This window comes from Mesorhizobium sp. M0159 (assembly GCF_040322295.1).
Lineage (GTDB): Bacteria > Pseudomonadota > Alphaproteobacteria > Rhizobiales > Rhizobiaceae > Mesorhizobium.
In genome coordinates this window covers 202,868-223,109 of the sequence record NZ_JAMYTF010000004.1, presented here as the reverse complement: position 1 = coordinate 223,109, position 20,242 = coordinate 202,868, and the positions used below count along the sequence as shown (strand labels likewise).

The following is a 20,242-nucleotide window of genomic DNA, read 5'->3' as shown; positions in this document are numbered from 1 at the left end:
CGGATGAGGGGTGCTCCAGCTTGGCTCCGACAGCGCTCCGTCCAACACCCCCAACCGTCTCGGCGCTAACGCGCCGATCCACCTTCTCCCACAAGGAGGGAAGGAAGAGCCCCCGATTTGACCGCCCCTGCCCTCGCCTGTAGCAGTCGCAAACGATCTGACAGCAGCACGGAATCGAGTGTACATGCCAAACGACGAAGGCTTCTCCCATTTCTTCTACGCCGCGCCGGACGGGCTGTCCCTGCACGCCCGCATCTACGGCGAAGCGAATTCCGGCAGCTGGCCAGTCGTTTGCCTGCCCGGCCTGACCCGCAATTGCCGTGACTTTCACGAGCTGGCGCTTTATCTGTCGACGCAGGCGAAGCGCAGGGTTGTCGCCTTCGATTATCGCGGGCGCGGGCAGTCCGCCTACGATGCCGATATCGGCCATTACAATATCGGCATCGAAGCGGGGGATATTCTCGCCGGGCTGGCTGCACTTGGCGTCGACGAGGCTGCCTTCATCGGCACCTCGCGCGGTGGACTGATCATCCATGTGCTCGGGGCGATGCGGCCGCCCGTGCTGAAGGCCATCGTCTTCAACGACATCGGCCCGGTGATCGAGTCGCAAGGTCTCGCCCATATCCGCTCCTATCTCGACCTCGCGCCAAGGCCGAAGACGTACGAGGAGGTGGTCTGCGGCCTGCGCAGCACCCATGGCGGGGATTTTTCGGCGCTGACCGATGCGGATTGGGAGCGGATGGCGTCAGCCCTCTACCGCGAGACCGAAGAGGGATTTTTGCCCGATTTCGATCCGAGACTGGTCGACACGCTGACGGGGCTCGATCCCAGCCGGCCGCTGCCCGATCTTTGGCCACAGTTCGACGCGCTGGCGGCCATCCCGATGCTCGTCATACGCGGCGCCAACTCGAAGCTGCTGTCCGCCGAAACGCTCGAGCAGATGCGGACGCGCCATACCGATATCGAGACGATCACCGCCGACGGCCAGGGGCATGCACCGTTTTTGGAGTCCGGGATCCTGCCGGGCAGGATCGCTGGTTTTTTCGATCGGGCGGAGCGGCGGGGTGGTGGGAAGTAAAACTCAAGATCAAATAACCACCTTGAAAGCTTTACACGGACCTATTTAGTGGTGACAGATCGTCGAAGTCGGTGCCCACGTTTCTTCCCTTCTCCCTCTGTGGGAGAAGGTGGATTGGCGCGTAGCGCCAAGACGGTTGAGGGGTGTTGGAAGAAATGAGGCGTTGGCGTTCCCTGGAACACCCCTCATCCGACCGAGCTGCACTCGGCCACCTTCTCCCACAAGGGGAGAAGGGAGAGCCGTACGCGAGCCAGATGAGCGACACTACCGGGATTTTGCCCTTTTCACCACGGTTTTCGGAGACTTTTCGCTCTTAGCCGGCTTATTCTTCTGCTCATCCATCGCTGAATGAGAAGACAAAGCGCTTGCACCGCCGATGTCCGAGCCACCGGACCGAGGCGTTTCCAGCACGGTGACGCAGCCGTCGAGATCGTTGGTGGCCAGATGGGCGTAGCGCATGGTCATCGACAGCGTCTGGTGACCGAGCCACATCTGCACGCGCCTGATGTCGATGCCGCCCTGGACGAGACGCGAGGCACAAGTATGGCGCAATATGTGCGGCACGACCTGATCGTCGGCGCCAAGCCCGACCTCGGCCTTGGCATCGTTCCAGATGGCACGAAACTGCGCCTGACTGAGCTTGGTGAACGGACCTTTGGGCCGGCGGCCCTCGGTGGCCGGCAGCTTGATCACCTCTTTTACCCGCTCGGTCATCGGGATGGTGCGGCTGCGGCCGGATTTGGTGATCCAGAAACTGACGCGGTGCTCCTGGATATCGTTCCAGATCAAGCCCAGCGCTTCGCCGAGGCGGCAACCGGTGTCGACGAGAAAGACGGAAAGCCGATAAGCGTCCTCGCTGCGGCTCTTGATGGCGGCGAACAGCCTGGCTTCCTCGTCCCTTTCGAGGAAACGAATCCGTCCCGCCCGCTCCTTCTGGCGGCGGAACTCGGGCAGGCTGTGGATATCTCCCATCTTGTGAGCCTTGCGCAGCAGTTTGCTGAGGGCAGCCATCTTCCGGTTGATGGTTGCGTTGCTGTTGCCGCGCTGGCGCAAGGTGCCGATAAGATTGTCGAGGGTGCTTTGGTCAAAGGCGCTGAAACGCTCCCCTAGGAGGATCTCGTCTATTTCGCCGATGAAGGAGCTGACATTGTATTTGTGCCGCCCGTCATCCCAAAGTATGTCCCGGTATGCTGAAAACAGTTCTCCGACCCTGTGCGACTTTACTTCTCGTATCTTGTTATAACTGTATTTTATCTTGGCAGTTTGAGAAGAAAACATCGAAAAATGATCAGAGGTTCCTCCCTCTTGAATCGCATCGTTCGTCATTATTCGCCACACCCCCGAGTGGATAGGCCTAGACCTACCTGCTTGGCGGTGCCCTTTCAAGAGTTTTAAGCGTTGCGGCCGATTTCATCCACCAGCGGCGGATCCCAACGACATCGTTCCACAACCCTGTTCAGCTGCCGAACCCCCTTTTCCTTCTGTTTGCTACCAGTCGCGAAAACAAAAACAGCCCGGGCGTTAAAGCGCCCGGGCTGGATTTCACTTGCTTTAAGTCCAGCCCTTAGAACGAGCGCTGGAAGCGGAGGAAGCCGCCAACGGCGTTTTTCTTGTCCGCCGGGATGCCGGTCCAGTTGTATTCATAGTTGCCGATGACGCCGAAGTTTTCGACCTTATGGCTGTTATGAGCATAATCCACTTCGGCCGTGATCGTGAAGCCGGGAACGATGTCGTAGGCGATATTGGCCGCGACACCGGCTTCCTTGGCTTCGTCATACGACGCCTGGAGGTTGAACGAGGTCTTCTCGTTGATGGTGTAGGTGCCACCGCCCCATACTGCCCAGTTGCCGCCCCACTGCTTGTAGAAATTGCGCGGAACGTTGTCGTCAGAGCCGTAGCCGGCCATCAAGAACAGCGACAGGTTCTGCATCGGGGTCACGTCGAGGCGAACCTTGGCAGACCATTCTTCCAGGCTGCTGTCATAGGCAGCAACACCGCTGATGGAGCCCCAGCCCTGCGTGTACTTCACGCCGCCGACCACGTAAGGAACATAGCTATCAACCGAGTCGTGACCGAAATTGAAGGCAGTATTGTCGTCGTTAATCCAAAAACCTTCACCGGTTTCCAATGAAGCCACGGCCGAGAAGCCGTTGCCGGCATCGAAGTAGTACTGAACGACATTGGTGTCGAAGCCGCCGTAGGGAACGATCGTATCCTGGATGACGTTGCCGGCGTAACCGGTGAACGTATTGAAGGCTGTTTCGTCCTTACCGACGCGAAGACCACCGAGCTGGATCCAGGCGAAGTTCAGCGAAACGCCCCTGCTACCAAAGTTAGAAAAGTTGTACCCCGCGAAGTCATGATAACCGGTTCCCCAGTTGAACCGGGTCTCGGTGTAGGTCTTCAAGGTGCCCATCTCGGTTTCCTGACCGGTGTAGGTCCTCAGGGTGAAGCGGGCCTGCTTGTAGTAGCCGTCATTTTCGTTGAGCTCGCCGTCCAAAAGATCCTTGCTGTCAGTGTACCTGGCGCCGTCGAACGAGCCAGCCTGGCCCACGGAGATGTCATAGCGGACATAGCCGCCGATGCGCAGGCAGATTTCGGTGCCGGGGATGTAATAGTAGCCAGCGCCGTAGACGTCGCAGATCTTGACGTATTCAGCGGGTTCCGGCTCGGCGACGACGACGGCGTCGGCGGCGCGCGCACCGGAAACTGCGATCAGTGCCGCAGCGGAGCCGAGAAGAAGGCTCTTGATGTTCATTTTCTGACCTCCAGTCAAAAGTTAAAAAACGGGTCTGGGTATTCTTTGCTGAAGGACAGCGTTCCCTGCCCCATCCCCACTACCGAAAAAGATGCGCACCGCGCCGCTCCTTCAGACCCGACATTACCCATGAGACGGCGGCGTTCAACCACGATCGTACCGGCAAAAGGTTTGTGTCGGCGCTATCCCCCAGCGTTGTTGCACAAATGACACGATTTGGCCTCACTCCGAAAGCTCCCGTTAACCAACAGCCCTTCGCAAGCCGTTGCAAACGGCGGATTCCGGCGATGGTCGGCCCAAAATGTGACCATGGCCCGAGTCGCGAACCAGGGAATTACCGTAGAATCGCCACATCGCTGGGCGGCGCTTTGGCGAAGGGTCGATTTTTCAAGGATAATAGCGCCAGCTTGTTGATTGTGCCGGCGCTTTTCTTTATCCACCGGCGCAACGGAGAGGTGGCCGAGTGGTCGAAGGCGCTCCCCTGCTAAGGGAGTAGAGGTCAAAAGCTTCTCGTGGGTTCGAATCCCATCCTCTCCGCCACCCTACGCCCTGCGGGCTTCGGGTGGCAGGCCACCCGAAGCCGCATTTTGGGCGTAGGGTGTCGCCCGAAGCTACGAAGTAGCGTAGGGGGACCATGTGGTACGTCTATTTTCTGCAACTCCGTACCTGCGATGTCTATGTCGGATCGACCAACGATCTTCGACGCCGTTTTGATTCGCACCGATCAGGCTATGTGACTTCGACTAAGGCTTATCTGCCTGTAATCTTGAAGGCCTACATCGGGGTTGAAACCGAGGCCAACGCACGGCAACTCGAGCGATATTTCAAGACCGGTTCGGGCAAGGCCTTTGCGAGTAAACGTTTTTGGCCGACAGAGCGTCGCTGACGGCCTTAGGACCTATCTATTTGAAATATAAATAAAAACTAACCCAACGAGCTGCTTTTCGCCGACCTCCGTCCCGATTCTGACTGGAGGTCAGAAAATGAACATCAAGAGCCTTCTTCTCGGCTCCGCTGCGGCACTGATCGCAGTTTCCGGTGCGCGCGCCGCCGACGCCGTCGTCGTCGCCGAGCCGGAACCCGCTGAATACGTCAAGATCTGCGACGTCTACGGCGCTGGCTACTTCTACATCCCCGGCACCGAAACCTGCCTGCGCATCGGCGGCTATGTTCGCTACGACATCGGCATCGGCGACGTCGGCTCATTCGACGGTGCAAAGACCACCGATCAGCAGGACGGCGACTCGCAGGATACCTACTACAAGCACGCCCGCTTCACGCTGAAGACCTGGACCGGCCAGGAAACCGAGCTCGGTACCTTGAAGACCTACACCGAGACCCGCTTCAACTGGGGTAACCACAACGATTACCTTGATGACAACTTCAATGGCGGTACGAGCGTTTCGCTGAACTTCGCCTGGGTCCAGCTCGGTGGTCTGCGCGTCGGTAAGGACGAATCGGCCTTCGATACCTTTATCGGCTACGCCGGCAACGTCATCCAGGATACGCTGGTCCCCTACGGCGGCTTCGACACCAACGTCGTCCAGTATTACTTCGATGCCGGAAACGGCTTCTCGGCCGTGGCTTCGTTGGAAACCGGTTCGGGCAGTGCCGCTGCGGATCCTGGCATTCTCCAAGACAGCAACAGCGGCAATGATTCCATCGACAGCTATGTCCCGTATGTCGTCGGCGGTATCAAATACACGCAGGGCTGGGGCTCGATCACCGGTGTCGCCGCCTATGACAGCACCTGGGAAGAGTGGGCCGGCAAGGTTCGCGTCGACGTTACGCCGATACAGAACCTGACACTGTTCATCATGGCCGGCTACGGCTCTGACGACAACATCGACCGCAACTTCTACAAGCAGTGGGGCGGCAACTGGGCAGTCTGGGGTGGTGGCACCTACACCATTAACGAGAAGACCTCGTTCAATCTCCAGGCCTCGGCTGACGATGACAAAAACTACGGCGTCGCTGCGAACATTGCCTACGATATCGTTCCCGGTCTCACGATCACTGCCGAAGTCGATTGGGCCCGCGACGGCCAGTTTGACAAAGCCTACGATCGCAACTGGACCAATGCCGACGACAAGGACAGCGTCGGCGGGATGCTCCGCTTCCAGCGCTCATTCTAACAGTCCCAGCCTGATTTGAGATCGAACCCGGCGGGCCGACCGCCGGGTTTTCGTATCGAGGCGACTCCACTACCAGCCGCGTGAGCATGGCTATCTGGCGGCACGCTGGAAATCAGCCATAAGCCTGCGCGGTTCAGATATCACGATCCACGCAATGTGGACCCCAGCTCCAAATCAAATCTCGGCGAGGTCGCCAAGCGACCGGATCAGCGGCTGGATCGTGCTCTCATACTTTTTCCAGCGCTTGATGGATGAACTATAGATCGGCTGCCGGACCTGCCAGCGGCTGGGGGTATTGACCGACCCGCTCCTCTCGAAAAAGCGCAGGCAGGCATCGTCCCAGGGCAAGCCGAGATGATCGATGAGACGGCGCGATTGCGTCTCCTGATCCGCAACCAGCGTCTCATAGCGGCTTTCGAAAATACGTCCGGGAAAGACCTTGTCCCAGTGCCGCATCAAGCGATCATATTCGCGGTAGTACAACCCGAGTGTCTCAAGGTCGGCGTTGTAACCATGCTCCTTGGTGAACTTCAAGACGAAGCACGAGACGCAATTGTCGATGGCATCGCGGCGGCAATGAATGATGCGCGCGTTGGGAAAGAGAATTCCGATCAAGCCGATAACTTCGAAATTATGAGGCATCTTGTCGACGATGCGGAGCGCGCCTGGCGCGTGTTGACGCAGATAGGACAAATATTCTTCGGCTAGCGCTCTCGATTCATTCCTGGTCATCGACATGATCGAACTGCGCAAGGCCTCATCCGACTGCATTCTGAAACCCATCAAGCCTGCCATTCGGCGTAGCTTCGTAAGCTCTCCGGCGCCATGGACATCCGGATGGCTCGCACATATTTGCTCGGTAAGCGTCGTCCCGGACCGGGGCATGCCCAGCACAAACACAGGCACTTCGGACGGACGGCCGTGGCCAGCCTTGGCTTCCAGCAATGACGGGCTGAATATCTCGATCATGGAATCGACATAGCGGCGGAAGGACGCCAGGTCGAAGCCACGGCCAGCGGCCTTTTTCGCCCTCTTGAAGTGATCCATCGCCTCTTCATAATGCTGAAGGTCGTTCAGCACTTTGCCTGCGGCATAATGGAGTTGAGATGCAACATCCGGGTCGAGCTTGGGATTGGAGAGTTCGCTCAGGATACAGTCGAGCTCGGCAGGTTTTTCGGTGAACTTTTGCGTGTCGACCAGATTATTGTAGGCCTCTCCAACATCGACGCGACGATCGATTGCCTGCTTCAGATACGCTCCGGCTTCGTCCATGCGACCGAGGCTGGTGAGCGCACCAGCCAGACCAATCCGGACCATGGGATGGTCGCCATTGATCGTTAGCGCCTTCTCGTAGAGAGGCAAAGCCATCTCGGCTTTATCGAAGTTAACGTAAGCACGCGCCAGTCCGCAAAGCGCTTCCACCAGATCGGACTTCAATTCGCAGGCACGCTGCAGGTGCTTGATCGCAAGCAAGCTGTCGCCAAGCTTCAGGCAGGCCTCTCCCAGGCTGAGGTGGAAATATGGATTTTCAGGTGCCTGGCTTGCCGCTCGCGCAAAATATTTGAGAGCCAACTCGTCGTCGACACCGAGCCCCAGCGTGCCGAGGATGTAGAGCGAAAGCGGGTGGTTGGGCGTGCGGGCGAGAACGCGATGGCATAATTCCTCCGCCTCTGGGAGCCGCTTGGCTTGCTGAAGTTCGAGCGCCTGTCGCAGCAGCATGTCGTCAGCTTGCGCGCGCGAGGGCGATTTCACTTTCGACGGCTGCACTTTCGGCGCCGAACGGGACTTTATGTGTTTGGACCAAACGGGCGGCAGTCGGTTGCTCATCATGTCTCGCTAGCAAAATGATCCGGGAGAATCCAGCCTGGCCGTTGCCGCCGGCCGTGGAACTTAGGCACCGGCGAGATCGCCGAGCGATTGGATCAGCGGCTGGATTGCGCTCTCATAGTTTTTCCAGCGCTTGACAGATGAACTGTAGATCGGCTGCCGGACTTGCCAGCGACTGGCCGTGTTGACCGATCCGCCCTTCTCGAAGAAGCGCAGGCAGGCATCGTCCCAGGGCAATCCAAGATAATCGATCAGACGGCGCGATTGTGCCTCCTGATCCGCAACCAGCGTCTCGTAGCGACTTTCGAAGATGCGTCCCGGAAAAACCTTGTCCCAATGTCGCATCAGGCGATCGTATTCACGGTAGTACAGCCCGAGGGTCTGCAGGTCGGCGATGTAGCTGTGTCCCTTGGAGAAATTCTGGAAAAAACACGAGAGGCAATTGTCGATGGCGTCGCGGCGACAGTGAATAATCCGTGCGTTGGGAAAGAGAAGGCCTATGAGGCCTATCAGTTCGAAATTCCGGGGCATCTTGTCGACTATGCGACGTGCGGTCGGCGCACGCTCACGAAGGTAGGACAGGTGCTCCTCGGCCAGGATTTTGGACAGGTCAGGGGTGATCGGCACTATCGATTGGCCCAAAGCCCGTGCCGAAAGCCTGGTGAGGCCGGTAGCATTTGCGGCTCGCCTTAGCTTTTTAAGTTCTCCTGCGCCGTGAACATCCGGGTGGCTCGCGCAAATCTGCTCGGTCAAGGTGGTCCCCGACCGGGGCATTCCCAATACAAACACGGGCACTTCCGATGGGCTTCCATGACCCGCCTTGGCAGCCACCATGTCCGGGTTGAAGAGCTCGATCGTAGAGTCGACCCAGCGGCGATAGGCTTCCAGATCAAACTTATAGCCTGCGGCCTGCTTGCCTTTCTTGAAATGATCTATCGCGTCTTCGTAGCGCCCAAGGTCGTTCAGCACCTTGCCGGCTGCGTGATGAAGTCTCATCGCACTTTCGGGGTCAAGCTTTGGGTAGCCCAGTTCGCGCAGGATGGACTTAAGTTCGGCCGGCTCTTCGGTGAATTTGCGCGTATGCACAAGCTCGTTATAGGCAGCGGGCATCGCGATGCGACGTTCGATCGCTTCTTTCAGGTAGACTTCGGCTTCGTCCACGCGACCGAGACCGGTGAGTGCGCTGGCCAGTCCTGTCCGAACGCGAGGATGATCGCGGTTGATCTTGAGCGCTTTCTCGTAAACCGGGACAGCCATGTCAGCCTTGTCGAATTCGACGTAAGCGCGTCCCAACGCGCAAAGCGCTTCCAGCAAATCTGGCTTCAACTTCAAGGCCTGCTGGATATGCGTGATTGCGGGCGAATATTCGCTGACCTTCAGATAGGTTTCACCCAGACTTAGGTGGTAATAGGGGTTTCGAGGTTCCTCGCCGACGGCTCGCGCCAAATATCGCAATGCAATTTCATCGTCGAGCGCGATGAACAGCGTGCCCATGATATACAATGCCAAGGGATGGTTGGGCGTGCGCTCCAGCACGCGACGGCACAGTTCCTCGGCCTCGGCCAACCGCTTGGCCTGCTGAAAGTCATACGCCTGTTTCAGCAGCATGTCATCAGCCTGCGCCCGCGACAATGGTTTGGCTTTCGGCGGTTCCCCTTTCGGCGCCGAGCGGGATTTTATGTGTTTGGACCAGGCGGGCGGCAGTCGGTTGCTCATCATGTCTCGCTAGCAAAATGATCCGGGAGAATCCAGCCTGACGTTCCCGCCTGCCGCGGAACTTGCGCAGGCCAAGCTGGCAGGCTAGCAAGAAGGCCCCCTTTCGAACGAGCCCTATCATGCGCCTGCGCCCTCCCCTTACGCCGCTCATCGACGCGCTTCCCTCGACGGTGCCGTTTGTCGGCCCGGAGGCGCAGGAGCGCGACCGCGGCCGCGCCTTTCGCGCCCGTATCGGCGCCAATGAGAGCAGCTTTGGCCCTTCGCCGCGCGTCGTTGCCCGTATGGCCGAGATTGCCGGCGACATGTGGATGTACTGCGACCCTGACAATCACGATTTGAAGGTAGCCGTGGCCCGGCATCTCGGTGTCGGCGCCGAAAACGTCGTCGTCGGCGAAGGCATAGACGGGCTGCTCAGCCTGGTTGCGCGCATGTATGTGGCGCCGGGCGATGCGGTGGTGACCTCGCTCGGCGCCTATCCGACCTTCAACTTTCATGTTGCCGGCGTCGGCGGCCGGCTGGTCGCAGTGCCCTACGAGAACGATCGGGAAAACCTCGACGGCCTGCTGGCGGCAGTGGCCAGGGAAAAGGCGCCACTGGTCTACCTGTCCAATCCGGACAATCCGATGGGCAGTTGGTGGGAAGCGTCTGAGCTCAGCCGCTTCATCGAAGCCTTGCCGGAAACCACCATGCTGGTGCTCGACGAAGCCTATGGCGAATTAGGGCCAGCCTCAGCGCTGCCGCCGATCGATGTGGCGCCGCCGAACGTCATCCGCATGCGCACCTTCTCCAAGGCCTATGGGCTGGCCGGCATACGCTGCGGCTATGCGGTGGCCGAGGCCCAGGTGATTCGGGATTTCGAGAAGATCCGCAACCACTATGGCGTCAGCCGCATGGCGCAGATCGCCGGTGTCGAGGCGCTTGCCGATCAGGCCTGGCTGGATAGCGTGGTGGCACGGGTCGCCGCCGGCCGCCGGCGTATCGCCGCAATAGCCGAAGCGAACGGGCTGAAGCCGCTGGCTTCGGCGACCAATTTCGTCACCATCGACTGCGGCCGCGACGGCGCTTTCGCACTGAAAGTGCTGCAGGCGCTGTTGTCACGCGACGTCTTCATCCGCAAGCCGATGGTGCCGGTTCTCGACCGCTGCATCCGGGTCAGTGTCGGCCTCGACCACGAACTCGACATCTTTGCCGAGGAACTGCCTGGCGCACTGGCGGCAGCGCGGGGGAACTGAAGAGCGCAACGCCGGGATTCCAGTGCTGCCCGCTATTTCTCCCCGAGCAGGCGCATGACGCGCTTCAAGGCGTCCGATAATTCGGCAGCCGCGTCATCGGCGAGGCCGGCCGTCAGCCGGGCGAGGTCGCGATCCGCCGCAGCCTGAAGCCTGGCGAGCTCAGCACTTCCGCGAGCGGTCAGCGACAGGATACGTCTGCGCCGATCGGCTGGGTTAGAGCGTGTCTCGGTCAGGCCAGCGGCGGCGAACCTCCTCAGGACGCGTGTGACATAGGCCGGATCGAGCCGGAGTTCGGCAGCGATTTCGGAGGCCGCCGGCCGGAGATCGAGGTGGAACGCCCGTGCAAGAAACCCTGCCTCACCGCCGCTATTGGCGACAGCGCGGGATCGGCCGCCCAATTCGAACAGCAGCCGCGCCTCGCCCAGCGTATAGACGCTGTGCGTCAAGGTCAGGTCGAGCAGCCCGATCAGGCGCGTGTAGAAGCGATTGAAGCCACGTATCTCCGCGACAAGGGCATTCCGATCGGCCGGCATGTCGACCTCCTTCGGACGGACCGCTCCGTCAGGGCCATGATCGCCTATTATTTGACTTAGTCAATCATCGGTGGAGGCGCCACCCATCTCGCAATGCGAAATCTGGCGGATAGCGACCGGAGAGAAACCTTCGATGCACGTTGCGCGGTTGAATTTGCGCGGCGATGCGCCAGACTCGACTCAAAGGATGGAGAGCGCGATGACCGATCGTACGGTGCAGGTACGCATATACGGCAAGGTGCAAGGCGTCAGCTACCGGGTTTGGGTGCGGCGCGAGGCGTCGGCGCTTGGCCTTGCCGGGTGGGTGCGCAACGAAGTTGACGGCTCGGTGACAGCCTTGATCGCAGGGACCGGTGCGGCGGTCTCGACAATGATCGAACGGTTTTGGCAAGGACCGCCGGGGGCAGCGGTTTCGAAGGTCGATGTCGAGGAGATCGAGTCACGCAACATGTCCGCGGGTTTCAGGATTGTTGCCTAGCAAGGCATGATCCTGCTCATTCGCTTCCATCGCACAAATCTCCAGGGTGCAGATAGAGCAAACCTGAAGCCATTGCCCTCCCGGACATGCCTCGGTCCTTGAATTAATTGAACGTTTGTTTTATTGTCCGCGAAAAGGCGGCTTGTCATGGCGCGTACGACCGGTTCCGACGGAGAGAAGACCGAAGCTGCGGTCCGCGAGGCGGCGGTCAGCCTGATTGCGCGTCTCGGCTACGAGGCGATGTCGATGCGCCAGCTGGCGGCCGAGGTCGGCGTCCAGGCAGCGGCGCTGTACCGCTACTTCCCGACCAAGCAGGACCTTCTGTTCATGCTGATGCGTGAGCATATGGAAGGCTTGATCGAGGCGTGGCGCGCAACACGCCCTATCGGCGCCGATCCGGCAGCGCGGCTTGCCGCTTATGTCGAAAACCACATCGCTTTCCATATCGAACGCCGCCACTCCACCCATGTCTCGAACATGGAGCTGCGCAGCCTGTCGCATGAAAAACTCACGCAGATCCTGCGCATGCGCACGGCCTACGAGAAGGAGCTGCGCGCCATCCTGCGCGACGGCGTCGAAGCGGGGTTATTCAGCATCGAAGACACCGGGCTCACCGCCATGGCGCTGATCCAGATGATGACCGGCGTCATCGTCTGGTTCCGGCCGGGCGAACGGCTGTCGATCGCCGAAGTCACCGCTACATATCTAGCAATGACAATGCGCCTTGTTGGAGCAAAGAGCGATGGCGCGTCAACGAGCTACAACGCCGCGCCTCTATTCGGGCGCGCAAAGGACGCTCTAGCAACTTGATTTCGCGCATGATCCCGATTTCGGGATCGTGCGCCGGGAGGAACGGCATGTACACGCATACGCTCAACTTCGGGCTTGACGAAGACATCGAGGCGCTGCGCGACCTGGTGCGGCGCTTCGCCCAGGAAAAGATCGCACCGATCGCCGCCGAGATCGACCGCTCGAACGAATTCCCGGCACATCTGTGGGCGGAGCTCGGCGGGCTCGGCCTGCTCGGCATCACCGCCGATCCCGATTTCGGCGGCAGCGGCATGGGCTACCTCGCCCATGTCGTGGCGATGGAGGAGATTTCGCGCGCCTCGGCCTCGGTCGGCCTCTCCTACGGCGCCCATTCCAACCTCTGCGTCAACCAGATCAACCGCTGGGCGACGCAGGCGCAGAAGGAAAGGTATCTGCCTTCGCTCTGCAGCGGCGAAAAAGTCGGCGCACTGGCGATGTCGGAATCGGGTGCCGGCTCTGATGTGGTGTCGCTTCGCCTGCGCGCCGAAAAGCGCAACGATCGGTATGTGCTCAACGGCACCAAAATGTGGATCACCAACGGGCCGGACGCCGAGACGCTGGTCGTCTACGCCAAGACCGATCCGGAACTCAATTCGCGCGGCATCACCGCTTTCATCGTCGAAAAGGCTTTTGCCGGTTTTTCCGTGGCGCAAAAGCTCGACAAGCTCGGCATGCGCGGCTCGAACACCGGCGAGCTGGTGTTCGAGGATGTCGAAGTGCCGTTCGACAATGTGCTGCACGAGGAAGGGCGCGGCGTCGAGGTGCTGATGTCGGGCCTCGACTACGAACGCGCCGTGCTGGCCGGCGGGCCGGTCGGGCTGATGGCAGCGTGCCTCGACGTGGCGATCCCTTACGTGCATGAACGCAGGCAGTTCGGTCAGCCGATCGGCGAATTCCAGCTGGTGCAAGGCAAGCTTGCCGACATGTATGCGACGATGAACGCGGCGCGCGCCTACGTCTATGCCGTGGCCGCCGCTTGCGATCGCGGTGAGACGGCCCGCAAGGATGCTGCCGGCTGTATTCTCTTCGCCGCCGAAAAGGCAACGCTGATGGCGCTCGACGCCATCCAGCTTTTGGGCGGCAACGGCTACATCAACGACTACCCGACCGGCCGGCTTTTGCGCGACGCCAAGCTCTACGAGATCGGTGCCGGCACCAGCGAAATCCGTCGCTGGCTGATCGGGCGGGAAATCATGGTGGAGGGCGCCTGATGGCGCCTTTTTGAGATTTTGCCAGAAGCCGCACGATGTGGCACACTTCGGAGTATGTGCCACAACACAGGCGAGACGGACCATGGCTGGCAAAACGGGAAAGTCCGGATTTGACGAAGACCCGCAAGCACGGTTCGATGCCGGCGCTCGCCAACCACAGCTTCGTGCTCCGGCGAAACGCGAGCGTGTCAAGCTTGGCGAGGGCGGGCGCTTTGTCATTCCTGCCGCGATGCGCGAGGAGATGGGCGTGAAGCCTGGCGAGGACATGATCCTGCATGTCGAAAATGGCGAGCTGCGGGTAAGATCGTGGCTGCAGAATCTGCGACGCGTCCAGGCCGAATTGTCAGCGTTGAAACAGCCCGGTGAAAGCGTCGTCGACGAATTTCTGAAAGAGCGACGGGAAGAGCAGCGTCGAAGCGACAAGCGTCTCGACCGTCTTCACGCCGAAGGGACGACGGGAAAGCGGACGAAATGAAGCCCTACGTCATGGACAGTTCGGCGGCGCTCGCAATCCTGCTCAACGAGAAAGGCACTGACAATGCTTTGGGGTTCGCGCCGGACGCACAATGCAGTTCAGTCAATGCGGCCGAAATCATCGCCAAGCTGATCGACAAGGGACGCAGCATGGAACAGGCCGCGGACGACCTCGCCAGTCTCGGCATGCCGATCGCCGTTTTCGACGACGCGATGGGCATCGCCGCCGGGCAGCTTCGCCAATTGACGCGGCATCGCGGCTTGTCGCTGGGCGATCGGGCTTGCCTGGCGCTGGCAATTCGCGAGAATGCCATTGCCGTCACCGCTGATCGCGATTGGGGCGACCTCGATGTCGGCTGCAAGATTGAGCTGATCCGGTAGCGCCATGGCCCCCCTCGCCTCTCAGATGTCGTCCGCCTCCGATGCCTTCCGCGCCAATGCCGGGCGCATGCGGGCGCTGGTCGCCGATATTGCTGAAAAAGCCGCCGCCATCGAGCGCGGTGGCTCGGAAGAGGCGCGTGAGCGGCACGTCTCCCGCGGCAAGCTCCTGCCGCGGCAACGCCTAGCCCAATTGCTCGACACAGGCTCGCCCTTCCTCGAAATCGGCCAGTTCGCGGCATGGTCGATGTATGGCGAGGACATCCCTTCGGCCGGCCTCATCGCCGGCATCGGCCGCGTCGAAGGCACCGAAGTGATGGTCGTCGTCAACGACGCCACGGTGAAGGGCGGCACCTATTATCCGCTGACGGTGAAGAAGCATCTGCGTGCACAGGAGATCGCATTCCAGAACAATCTGCCTTGCGTCTATCTGGTCGACAGCGGCGGCGCCAATCTGCCCAATCAGGACGAGGTGTTTCCCGACCGCGATCATTTCGGCCGCATCTTCTACAACCAGGCCAACATGTCGGCCGCCGGCATTCCGCAGATCGCCTGCGTCATGGGTTCGTGCACGGCCGGCGGCGCCTATGTGCCTGCGATGTCGGACGAGACAATCATGGTGCGCAACCAGGCGACCATCTTTCTCGGCGGGCCGCCGCTGGTGAAGGCGGCCACCGGCGAGGACGTCACCGCCGAGGACCTCGGTGGCGCCGACGTGCACACAAGGCTTTCCGGCGTTGCCGACCACTATGCGCTCGACGACGAGCATGCGCTGGCCATATGCCGGCGTATCGTCAAAAACCTGAATCGGAACAAGACTGTAAGCCTTGCCTTACAGAAATCGATTCCGCCGCTTCACGATCCACATGAACTCTACGGCATCGTGCCGACGGATCTGCGCCAGCCCTACGACGTGCGCGAGGTAATCGCCCGCACCGTCGACGGTTCCGAGTTCGATGAGTTCAAGCAGAATTATGGCACCACGCTGGTCACCGGTTTCGCCCATCTCAGCGGCATGCCGGTCGGCATCGTCGCCAACAATGGCGTGCTGTTTTCGGAAAGCGCGCTGAAGGGCGCGCACTTCATCGAGCTGTGCTGCCAGCGCAAGATCCCGCTGATTTTCCTGCAGAACATCACCGGCTTCATGGTCGGGCGAAAATACGAGGCCGGCGGCATCGCCAAGGACGGCGCCAAGCTGGTCATGGCGGTCGCAACGGCCAAGGTGCCGAAGGTGACCGTGATCATCGGCGGCTCGTTCGGTGCCGGCAATTACGGCATGTGCGGACGCGCCTATTCGCCACGCTTCCTGTGGATGTGGCCGAATGCCCGCATTTCGGTGATGGGCGGCGAGCAGGCGGCAACGGTGCTGGCCGTGGTCAAGCGCGAAGGCATCGAGCGCAAGGGCGGGGAATGGAGCGCTGAGGAGGAAGCGAAATTCAAGAAGCCGATCCTGATGAAGTACGAGCACGAGGGACACCCGCTCTATTCGTCGGCAAGGCTCTGGGACGACGGCATCATCGACCCGGCCAAGACCCGCGAGGTGCTGGCGCTCAGCCTTTCGGCCGCGCTCAACGCCGAGATCGAGGAGACAAAATTCGGCGTGTTCAGGATGTGAGATGAGCGAAATCGGCCAGAGGATTCGCATTCAAACCGGCGACATCACGAAGCTGGCGGTCGATGCCATCGTCAACGCCGCCAATACCTCTCTTCTCGGAGGCGGCGGCGTCGACGGCGCTATCCACCGCGCGGCCGGCCCCGAGCTTGTGGCAGAATGCCGGACCTTGCATGGCTGCAAGGTCGGAGACGCAAAAATCACCAAGGGCTACAGGCTGCCCGCGCGCTACGTCATTCATACGGTCGGGCCGGTCTGGCAAGGCGGCAGCAAAGGAGAAGCCGAACTGCTCGCCTCCTGCTATCGCCGGTCGCTCGAAATCGCCGCCGCAAAGGACTGCCGGACGGTGGCGTTTCCTGCGATCTCGACCGGGGCCTACCGCTATCCGAAGGATCAGGCGACGCAAATTGCTGTCGGGACCGTGAGCGCCTTCATCGGCCAGAACATCGTTCCGGAAACCGTCATTTTCTGCTGCTTCGACGAGCCGACGGCCGAATTGTATCAGCGGGTCGTCGCTGCACTCGGCAGGGTGTGACCCTGCGCGGGAGACAACCCACCACATCTCCAGACTATTTTTTGCTTCTCGATCTGGCCAGACGAAAGAATCACGGCTATTGATCATCGCAAATACCAATGGGGATTGGGCGAAGATGAGGCGGCGGGTTTTTCAGAGAACAACTGTGCATTTACTTGCAGGGTTGCTTATATTAGTGACCCCTGGCATCGGCGCAGCGGAGTCGCTGGCGGGAAGCAAGGGCGAGACCCGTTTCTATCCCTATTTGCCGCAGAGCCCGAAGGATCCGTGTACCAGGGCCTATAAGGCCTATGTAGCGGCCGGCGGCCATTCAGCCTATGCAACCACTCCGTATTCCCGGGTGCGTTTTCTGTACATAATCTGCGGCTCGCGCTTGAATGCACCGTCACAGCAAGCTGCCGAAGAATTGGCGTTGAAATCCTGTCAGGCCGCCCGCAACAGTTACAGAGTTACAACAGGCGGCGGCTGCGAAATCGCTGCCTCCAAGTAGGCGAATATATTTCCGTGTTTGGGGTTCAAATGGGTTTGGCAATGAAATCTTTATCAATCAAGCGAGCAACCATGTCGGTACTTGCACTGCTTGTGGCCTCTGCACCGAATGCCGGCGCCGCCGAATCGCTGGCGGGAAGCAAGGGCGACAGCCGCTTTCCGGTCTATTTTGCACCGGGTACAATCGGAGGCTGCGGCAAGAATTACAAGGACTATGTGGCGGCTGGCGGTCACTCGGCCTATGCGATGACGCCATTCAACTGGGCAACCGAATTCACTATTTGCGGTGCTTATCTGAATGCAACATCCCAGAAGGCTGCGGAGGCGCTGGCGTTGAAATCCTGCCAGTCCGCGCGCAGCAAGTACAAGGTCACGACTGCAGGGGCCTGCGCCATAGCTGCCTCCAAATAGACCGACACTCGTCGGCCTTCGACGTATTCAATGGGTGGGAAAGATGAAATCTATAAGCGTCAAACAAGCAGTCTTCTCGCTGATAACCGGGTTGCTTCTAATCTCGAGCCCCAATGTCGGCGCGGCGGAATCGCTGGCTGGAAGCAAGGGCGACGTCCGCTTCTACCCGTATTTTCCGGCGACCGCGGATCGGCCATGCACCAAGGCATATAAGGCCTATGTGGCGGCCAGCGGCCATTCAGCTTATGCGACCACTCCGTATTCCCGGGTGCGTTCGTTGTACATCCTGTGCGGCTCGCGCTTGAATGCGCCCTCGCAAAAGGCTGCCGAGGATATGGCGATGAAATCCTGCCAGGTCACCCGCGACCGTTACAGGGTCACGACCGGGGGAGCTTGCGAAATCGCGGCCTCAAAGTAGGCAGGCCTCGCTTGCCTACCCTTTGACCGCCAGACTACAAAGCAGGGCATTGCCGCAGTTCGCGTGACGAGAATTCGCGCCGTTGGCGGCAGCTCTGCCTGTGGAGGCCCGATGTTCGCCAAGATCCTGATCGCCAACCGTGGCGAGATCGCCTGCCGGGTGATCCGCACGGCACGCAGGATGGGTGTGCGCAGCGTCGCCGTCTATTCCGACGCCGACGATCGCGCCTTGCATGTCGAAATGGCCGACGAAGCGGTGCATATCGGCGCCTCTCCCGCCAACGAAAGCTATCTGCGCGGCGACAAGATCATTGCGGCGGCCTTGGCCACAGGTGCCGAGGCCATCCATCCGGGCTACGGCTTTCTTTCGGAAAACCCCGAATTCGTCGACCAGGTCGCGGCGGCTGGGCTGATCTTCATTGGCCCGTCGGCGGCCTCGATCCGCGCCATGGGACTGAAGGACGCGGCCAAGCGGCTGATGGAAAAGGCCGGCGTGCCTGTCGTTCCGGGCTACCATGGCGAAGCGCAGGAGATCGTGTTGCTCGCCTCCAAGGCGCGCGAGATAGGCTACCCCGTACTGATCAAGGCGCGCGCCGGCGGCGGCGGCAAAGGCATGCGGCGCGTCGAGCATCCCGATGATTTTTCGGAAGCACTGTCGGGCGCGCGGCGCGAGGCGAAAGCCGCGTTCGGTGACGACCGCGTCTTGGTGGAAAAATATGTCGACAAGCCTCGCCACATCGAAGTGCAGGTGTTTGGTGACAATTTCGGCAACGCCGTGCATCTTCACGAACGTGACTGCTCGGCACAGCGCCGCCACCAGAAGGTGATCGAGGAGGCGCCTGCCCCGGGCATGACGCCGGCACTGCGCAAGGCGATGACCGAGGCGGCGGTGAAAGCCGCCAAGGCAATCCACTATTCCGGCGCCGGTACCATCGAGTTCATCGTCGATGCCTCGCAAGGTCTGAAGGCCGACCGTTTCTGGTTCATGGAAATGAACACCCGCCTGCAGGTCGAGCACCCCGTCACCGAAATGGTCACCGGCATCGACCTGGTCGAGTGGCAGTTGCGGGTAGCCTCCGGCGAAAAACTGCCGAAGACCCAGAGCGAGATCGCGCTCTCCGGCCACGCCTTCGAGGCGCGCATCTATGCCGAGGACGCGGCAAGAGGGTTTTTGCCGGCGACCGGCACCTTGCACCATCTGAAATTTCCGCAGCCGGCACCGGAGGGTGCGACCATGCGCGTCGAAACCGGTGTGCGCGCCGGCGATGCGATTTCGCCGTTTTACGACCCGATGATCGCCAAGCTGATCATCCACGGCAAGGACAGACGGGCAGCGCTCACAGCGCTTGGCGCAGCGCTGTCGCAGACCGAAATCGCCGGCTCAACGGTCAACACTGGCTTTCTTGCCGCGCTGGCCGCTGATGCGGATTTTGCGGCGGGCGATGTCGATACCGGCCTGATCGCCAGGCATCAGCAGGCGTTGACGGCGGTTCCGCCGCCGAGCGGTGAGACGATTGCCGCCGCGGCACTTGCCGCGTCCGGTGCGCGCGACTTGCCGTCCTCGGACGATCCCTGGTTGTCGCTGGCCGGCTATGCGCATTTCCACGCTGTAGTGCGGCGCATGCTGCTGAAGTTTGGCGAGCAGGAGATCGGCGCGCGCGTGTCGGTGCGGCCGGACGGACGGTTCGAGGTGGCGCTGGATGCGCCCTATGACAGCGCCAATTCGCGTGATCTCCGCGCGGCGCCTCGCCTCGCCCGCTGGCCGGGCCACGTCACGGTCTTCGATGGTGCAATCGGCTACGGTTTTGCTGTGCCGGATCCGCTGGCGCGAGCCGACGAAGCCGCCGCCGCTTCCGGCAGCCTGCGCGCGCCAATGCCCGGCCTGGTCAAATTGGTGCGTGCAGCCAGAGGCGAGTCCGTGATCAAGGGCCAGCCGCTGCTGATCCTGGAGGCGATGAAGATGGAGCACACCATTGCCGCGCCCCATGACGGGGTTATCGCCGAGATTGCTGCCGAAGGCGCGCAGGTAACCGACGGCACCGTGCTGGTTCGCTTTGCCGAGGAACCTCAGTTGACTGCTGTTTCCCTATCCACGAAGTGATCTCGAACGCGTGACAAAGGCGTCGCCAAAAACAACATGGCCGGGTT

20 protein-coding genes and 1 tRNA gene are annotated in these 20,242 nt (G+C 60.6%); 16 read left to right on the top strand and 5 right to left on the bottom strand.

All coding sequences use genetic code 11. The annotated features are described in order from the left end of the window. The first annotated feature begins 184 nt into the window (after positions 1–184). Entirely contained in the window at positions 185–1,078 is an 894-nt protein-coding gene (locus tag NKJ32_RS06210; protein ID WP_352827064.1) for an alpha/beta fold hydrolase, read from the top strand. A 264-nt stretch (positions 1,079–1,342) separates the two neighbouring features. Here NKJ32_RS06210 and NKJ32_RS06205 read toward each other — a convergent pair whose 3' ends face one another. Continuing rightward, positions 1,343–2,404, bottom strand: a complete 1,062-nt coding sequence (locus tag NKJ32_RS06205; protein ID WP_502901162.1) for a tyrosine-type recombinase/integrase — start codon at positions 2,402–2,404, stop codon at positions 1,343–1,345. A 238-nt stretch (positions 2,405–2,642) separates the two neighbouring features. Beyond that, entirely contained in the window at positions 2,643–3,836 is a 1,194-nt protein-coding gene (locus NKJ32_RS06200; RefSeq protein WP_352827062.1) for a porin, read from the bottom strand. Between the two features lie 449 nt (positions 3,837–4,285). On the opposite strand from NKJ32_RS06200, the gene NKJ32_RS06195 reads away from it, so the two are divergent. From NKJ32_RS06195 to NKJ32_RS06185, 3 genes are all read left to right on the top strand, one after another. Then, positions 4,286–4,376, top strand: a tRNA-Ser gene (locus NKJ32_RS06195). A gap of 94 nt (positions 4,377–4,470) precedes the next feature. Beyond that, complete coding sequence (locus NKJ32_RS06190) at positions 4,471–4,722, top strand: GIY-YIG nuclease family protein (protein WP_352827060.1); 252 nt, start codon at positions 4,471–4,473, stop codon at positions 4,720–4,722. Between the two features lie 97 nt (positions 4,723–4,819). After that, positions 4,820–5,971 carry a porin gene (locus tag NKJ32_RS06185; protein ID WP_352827058.1) on the top strand — a complete coding sequence of 384 codons (1,152 nt, stop codon included), beginning with the start codon at positions 4,820–4,822 and terminating at the stop codon, positions 5,969–5,971. Positions 5,972–6,145: 174 nt separating this feature from the next. Here the strand turns inward: NKJ32_RS06185 and NKJ32_RS06180 are convergent, their stop codons facing one another. Both NKJ32_RS06180 and NKJ32_RS06175 read right to left on the bottom strand, forming a co-directional pair. Continuing rightward, complete coding sequence (locus NKJ32_RS06180) at positions 6,146–7,798, bottom strand: tetratricopeptide repeat-containing sulfotransferase family protein (RefSeq protein ID WP_352827056.1); 1,653 nt, start codon at positions 7,796–7,798, stop codon at positions 6,146–6,148. 63 nt (positions 7,799–7,861) lie between these two features. Then, entirely contained in the window at positions 7,862–9,514 is a 1,653-nt protein-coding gene (locus NKJ32_RS06175; RefSeq protein ID WP_352827054.1) for a tetratricopeptide repeat-containing sulfotransferase family protein, read from the bottom strand. Between the two features lie 119 nt (positions 9,515–9,633). On the opposite strand from NKJ32_RS06175, the gene NKJ32_RS06170 reads away from it, so the two are divergent. Beyond that, positions 9,634–10,746, top strand: coding sequence for a pyridoxal phosphate-dependent aminotransferase (locus NKJ32_RS06170; protein WP_352827052.1), 1,113 nt, complete (start codon positions 9,634–9,636; stop codon positions 10,744–10,746). Between the two features lie 32 nt (positions 10,747–10,778). On the opposite strand, the gene NKJ32_RS06165 is transcribed toward NKJ32_RS06170, so the two are convergent. Beyond that, a complete protein-coding gene (locus tag NKJ32_RS06165; protein ID WP_352827050.1) occupies positions 10,779–11,279 on the bottom strand; it encodes a MarR family winged helix-turn-helix transcriptional regulator in 501 nt (166 codons plus the stop codon). 199 nt (positions 11,280–11,478) lie between these two features. Here NKJ32_RS06165 and NKJ32_RS06160 point away from each other — a divergent pair, with 199 nt between their 5' ends. The 11 genes from NKJ32_RS06160 to NKJ32_RS06110 all read left to right on the top strand — a co-directional run bounded on the left by NKJ32_RS06160 (position 11,479) and on the right by NKJ32_RS06110 (position 20,195). Further along, positions 11,479–11,757: an acylphosphatase gene (locus NKJ32_RS06160; protein WP_352827048.1), complete on the top strand. Its 279-nt coding sequence runs from the start codon at positions 11,479–11,481 to the stop codon at positions 11,755–11,757. A 147-nt stretch (positions 11,758–11,904) separates the two neighbouring features. Continuing rightward, a complete protein-coding gene (locus NKJ32_RS06155) occupies positions 11,905–12,567 on the top strand; it encodes a TetR/AcrR family transcriptional regulator (RefSeq protein ID WP_352827046.1) in 663 nt (220 codons plus the stop codon). Positions 12,568–12,614: 47 nt separating this feature from the next. Further along, positions 12,615–13,778, top strand: a complete 1,164-nt coding sequence (locus NKJ32_RS06150) for an isovaleryl-CoA dehydrogenase (RefSeq protein WP_352827044.1) — start codon at positions 12,615–12,617, stop codon at positions 13,776–13,778. 82 nt (positions 13,779–13,860) lie between these two features. After that, positions 13,861–14,253, top strand: coding sequence for an AbrB/MazE/SpoVT family DNA-binding domain-containing protein (locus NKJ32_RS06145; protein ID WP_352449021.1), 393 nt, complete (start codon positions 13,861–13,863; stop codon positions 14,251–14,253). Next, positions 14,250–14,633 carry a type II toxin-antitoxin system VapC family toxin gene (locus tag NKJ32_RS06140; protein ID WP_352827042.1) on the top strand — a complete coding sequence of 128 codons (384 nt, stop codon included), beginning with the start codon at positions 14,250–14,252 and terminating at the stop codon, positions 14,631–14,633. Before NKJ32_RS06145 ends, NKJ32_RS06140 begins: the two co-directional genes overlap by 4 nt. A gap of 4 nt (positions 14,634–14,637) precedes the next feature. After that, on the top strand, positions 14,638–16,245 hold the full coding sequence (locus tag NKJ32_RS06135) for a carboxyl transferase domain-containing protein (RefSeq protein WP_352827040.1): 1,608 nt from the start codon (positions 14,638–14,640) through the stop codon (positions 16,243–16,245). A gap of 1 nt (position 16,246) precedes the next feature. Then, positions 16,247–16,777 (top strand): O-acetyl-ADP-ribose deacetylase, encoded by a 531-nt coding sequence (locus tag NKJ32_RS06130; protein ID WP_352540759.1) that lies wholly within the window; start codon positions 16,247–16,249, stop codon positions 16,775–16,777. 115 nt (positions 16,778–16,892) lie between these two features. Then, positions 16,893–17,267, top strand: a complete 375-nt coding sequence (locus tag NKJ32_RS06125) for a hypothetical protein (RefSeq protein WP_352578451.1) — start codon at positions 16,893–16,895, stop codon at positions 17,265–17,267. A 29-nt stretch (positions 17,268–17,296) separates the two neighbouring features. Then, the gene (locus NKJ32_RS06120) at positions 17,297–17,677 is read left to right on the top strand and encodes a hypothetical protein (protein ID WP_352827039.1); all 381 of its coding nucleotides are present in this window, start codon (positions 17,297–17,299) and stop codon (positions 17,675–17,677) included. A gap of 43 nt (positions 17,678–17,720) precedes the next feature. After that, the gene (locus NKJ32_RS06115) at positions 17,721–18,095 is read left to right on the top strand and encodes a hypothetical protein (RefSeq protein WP_023677798.1); all 375 of its coding nucleotides are present in this window, start codon (positions 17,721–17,723) and stop codon (positions 18,093–18,095) included. Positions 18,096–18,206: 111 nt separating this feature from the next. Further along, entirely contained in the window at positions 18,207–20,195 is a 1,989-nt protein-coding gene (locus NKJ32_RS06110) for an acetyl/propionyl/methylcrotonyl-CoA carboxylase subunit alpha (protein WP_352827037.1), read from the top strand. The last annotated feature ends 47 nt before the right edge of the window (positions 20,196–20,242 follow it).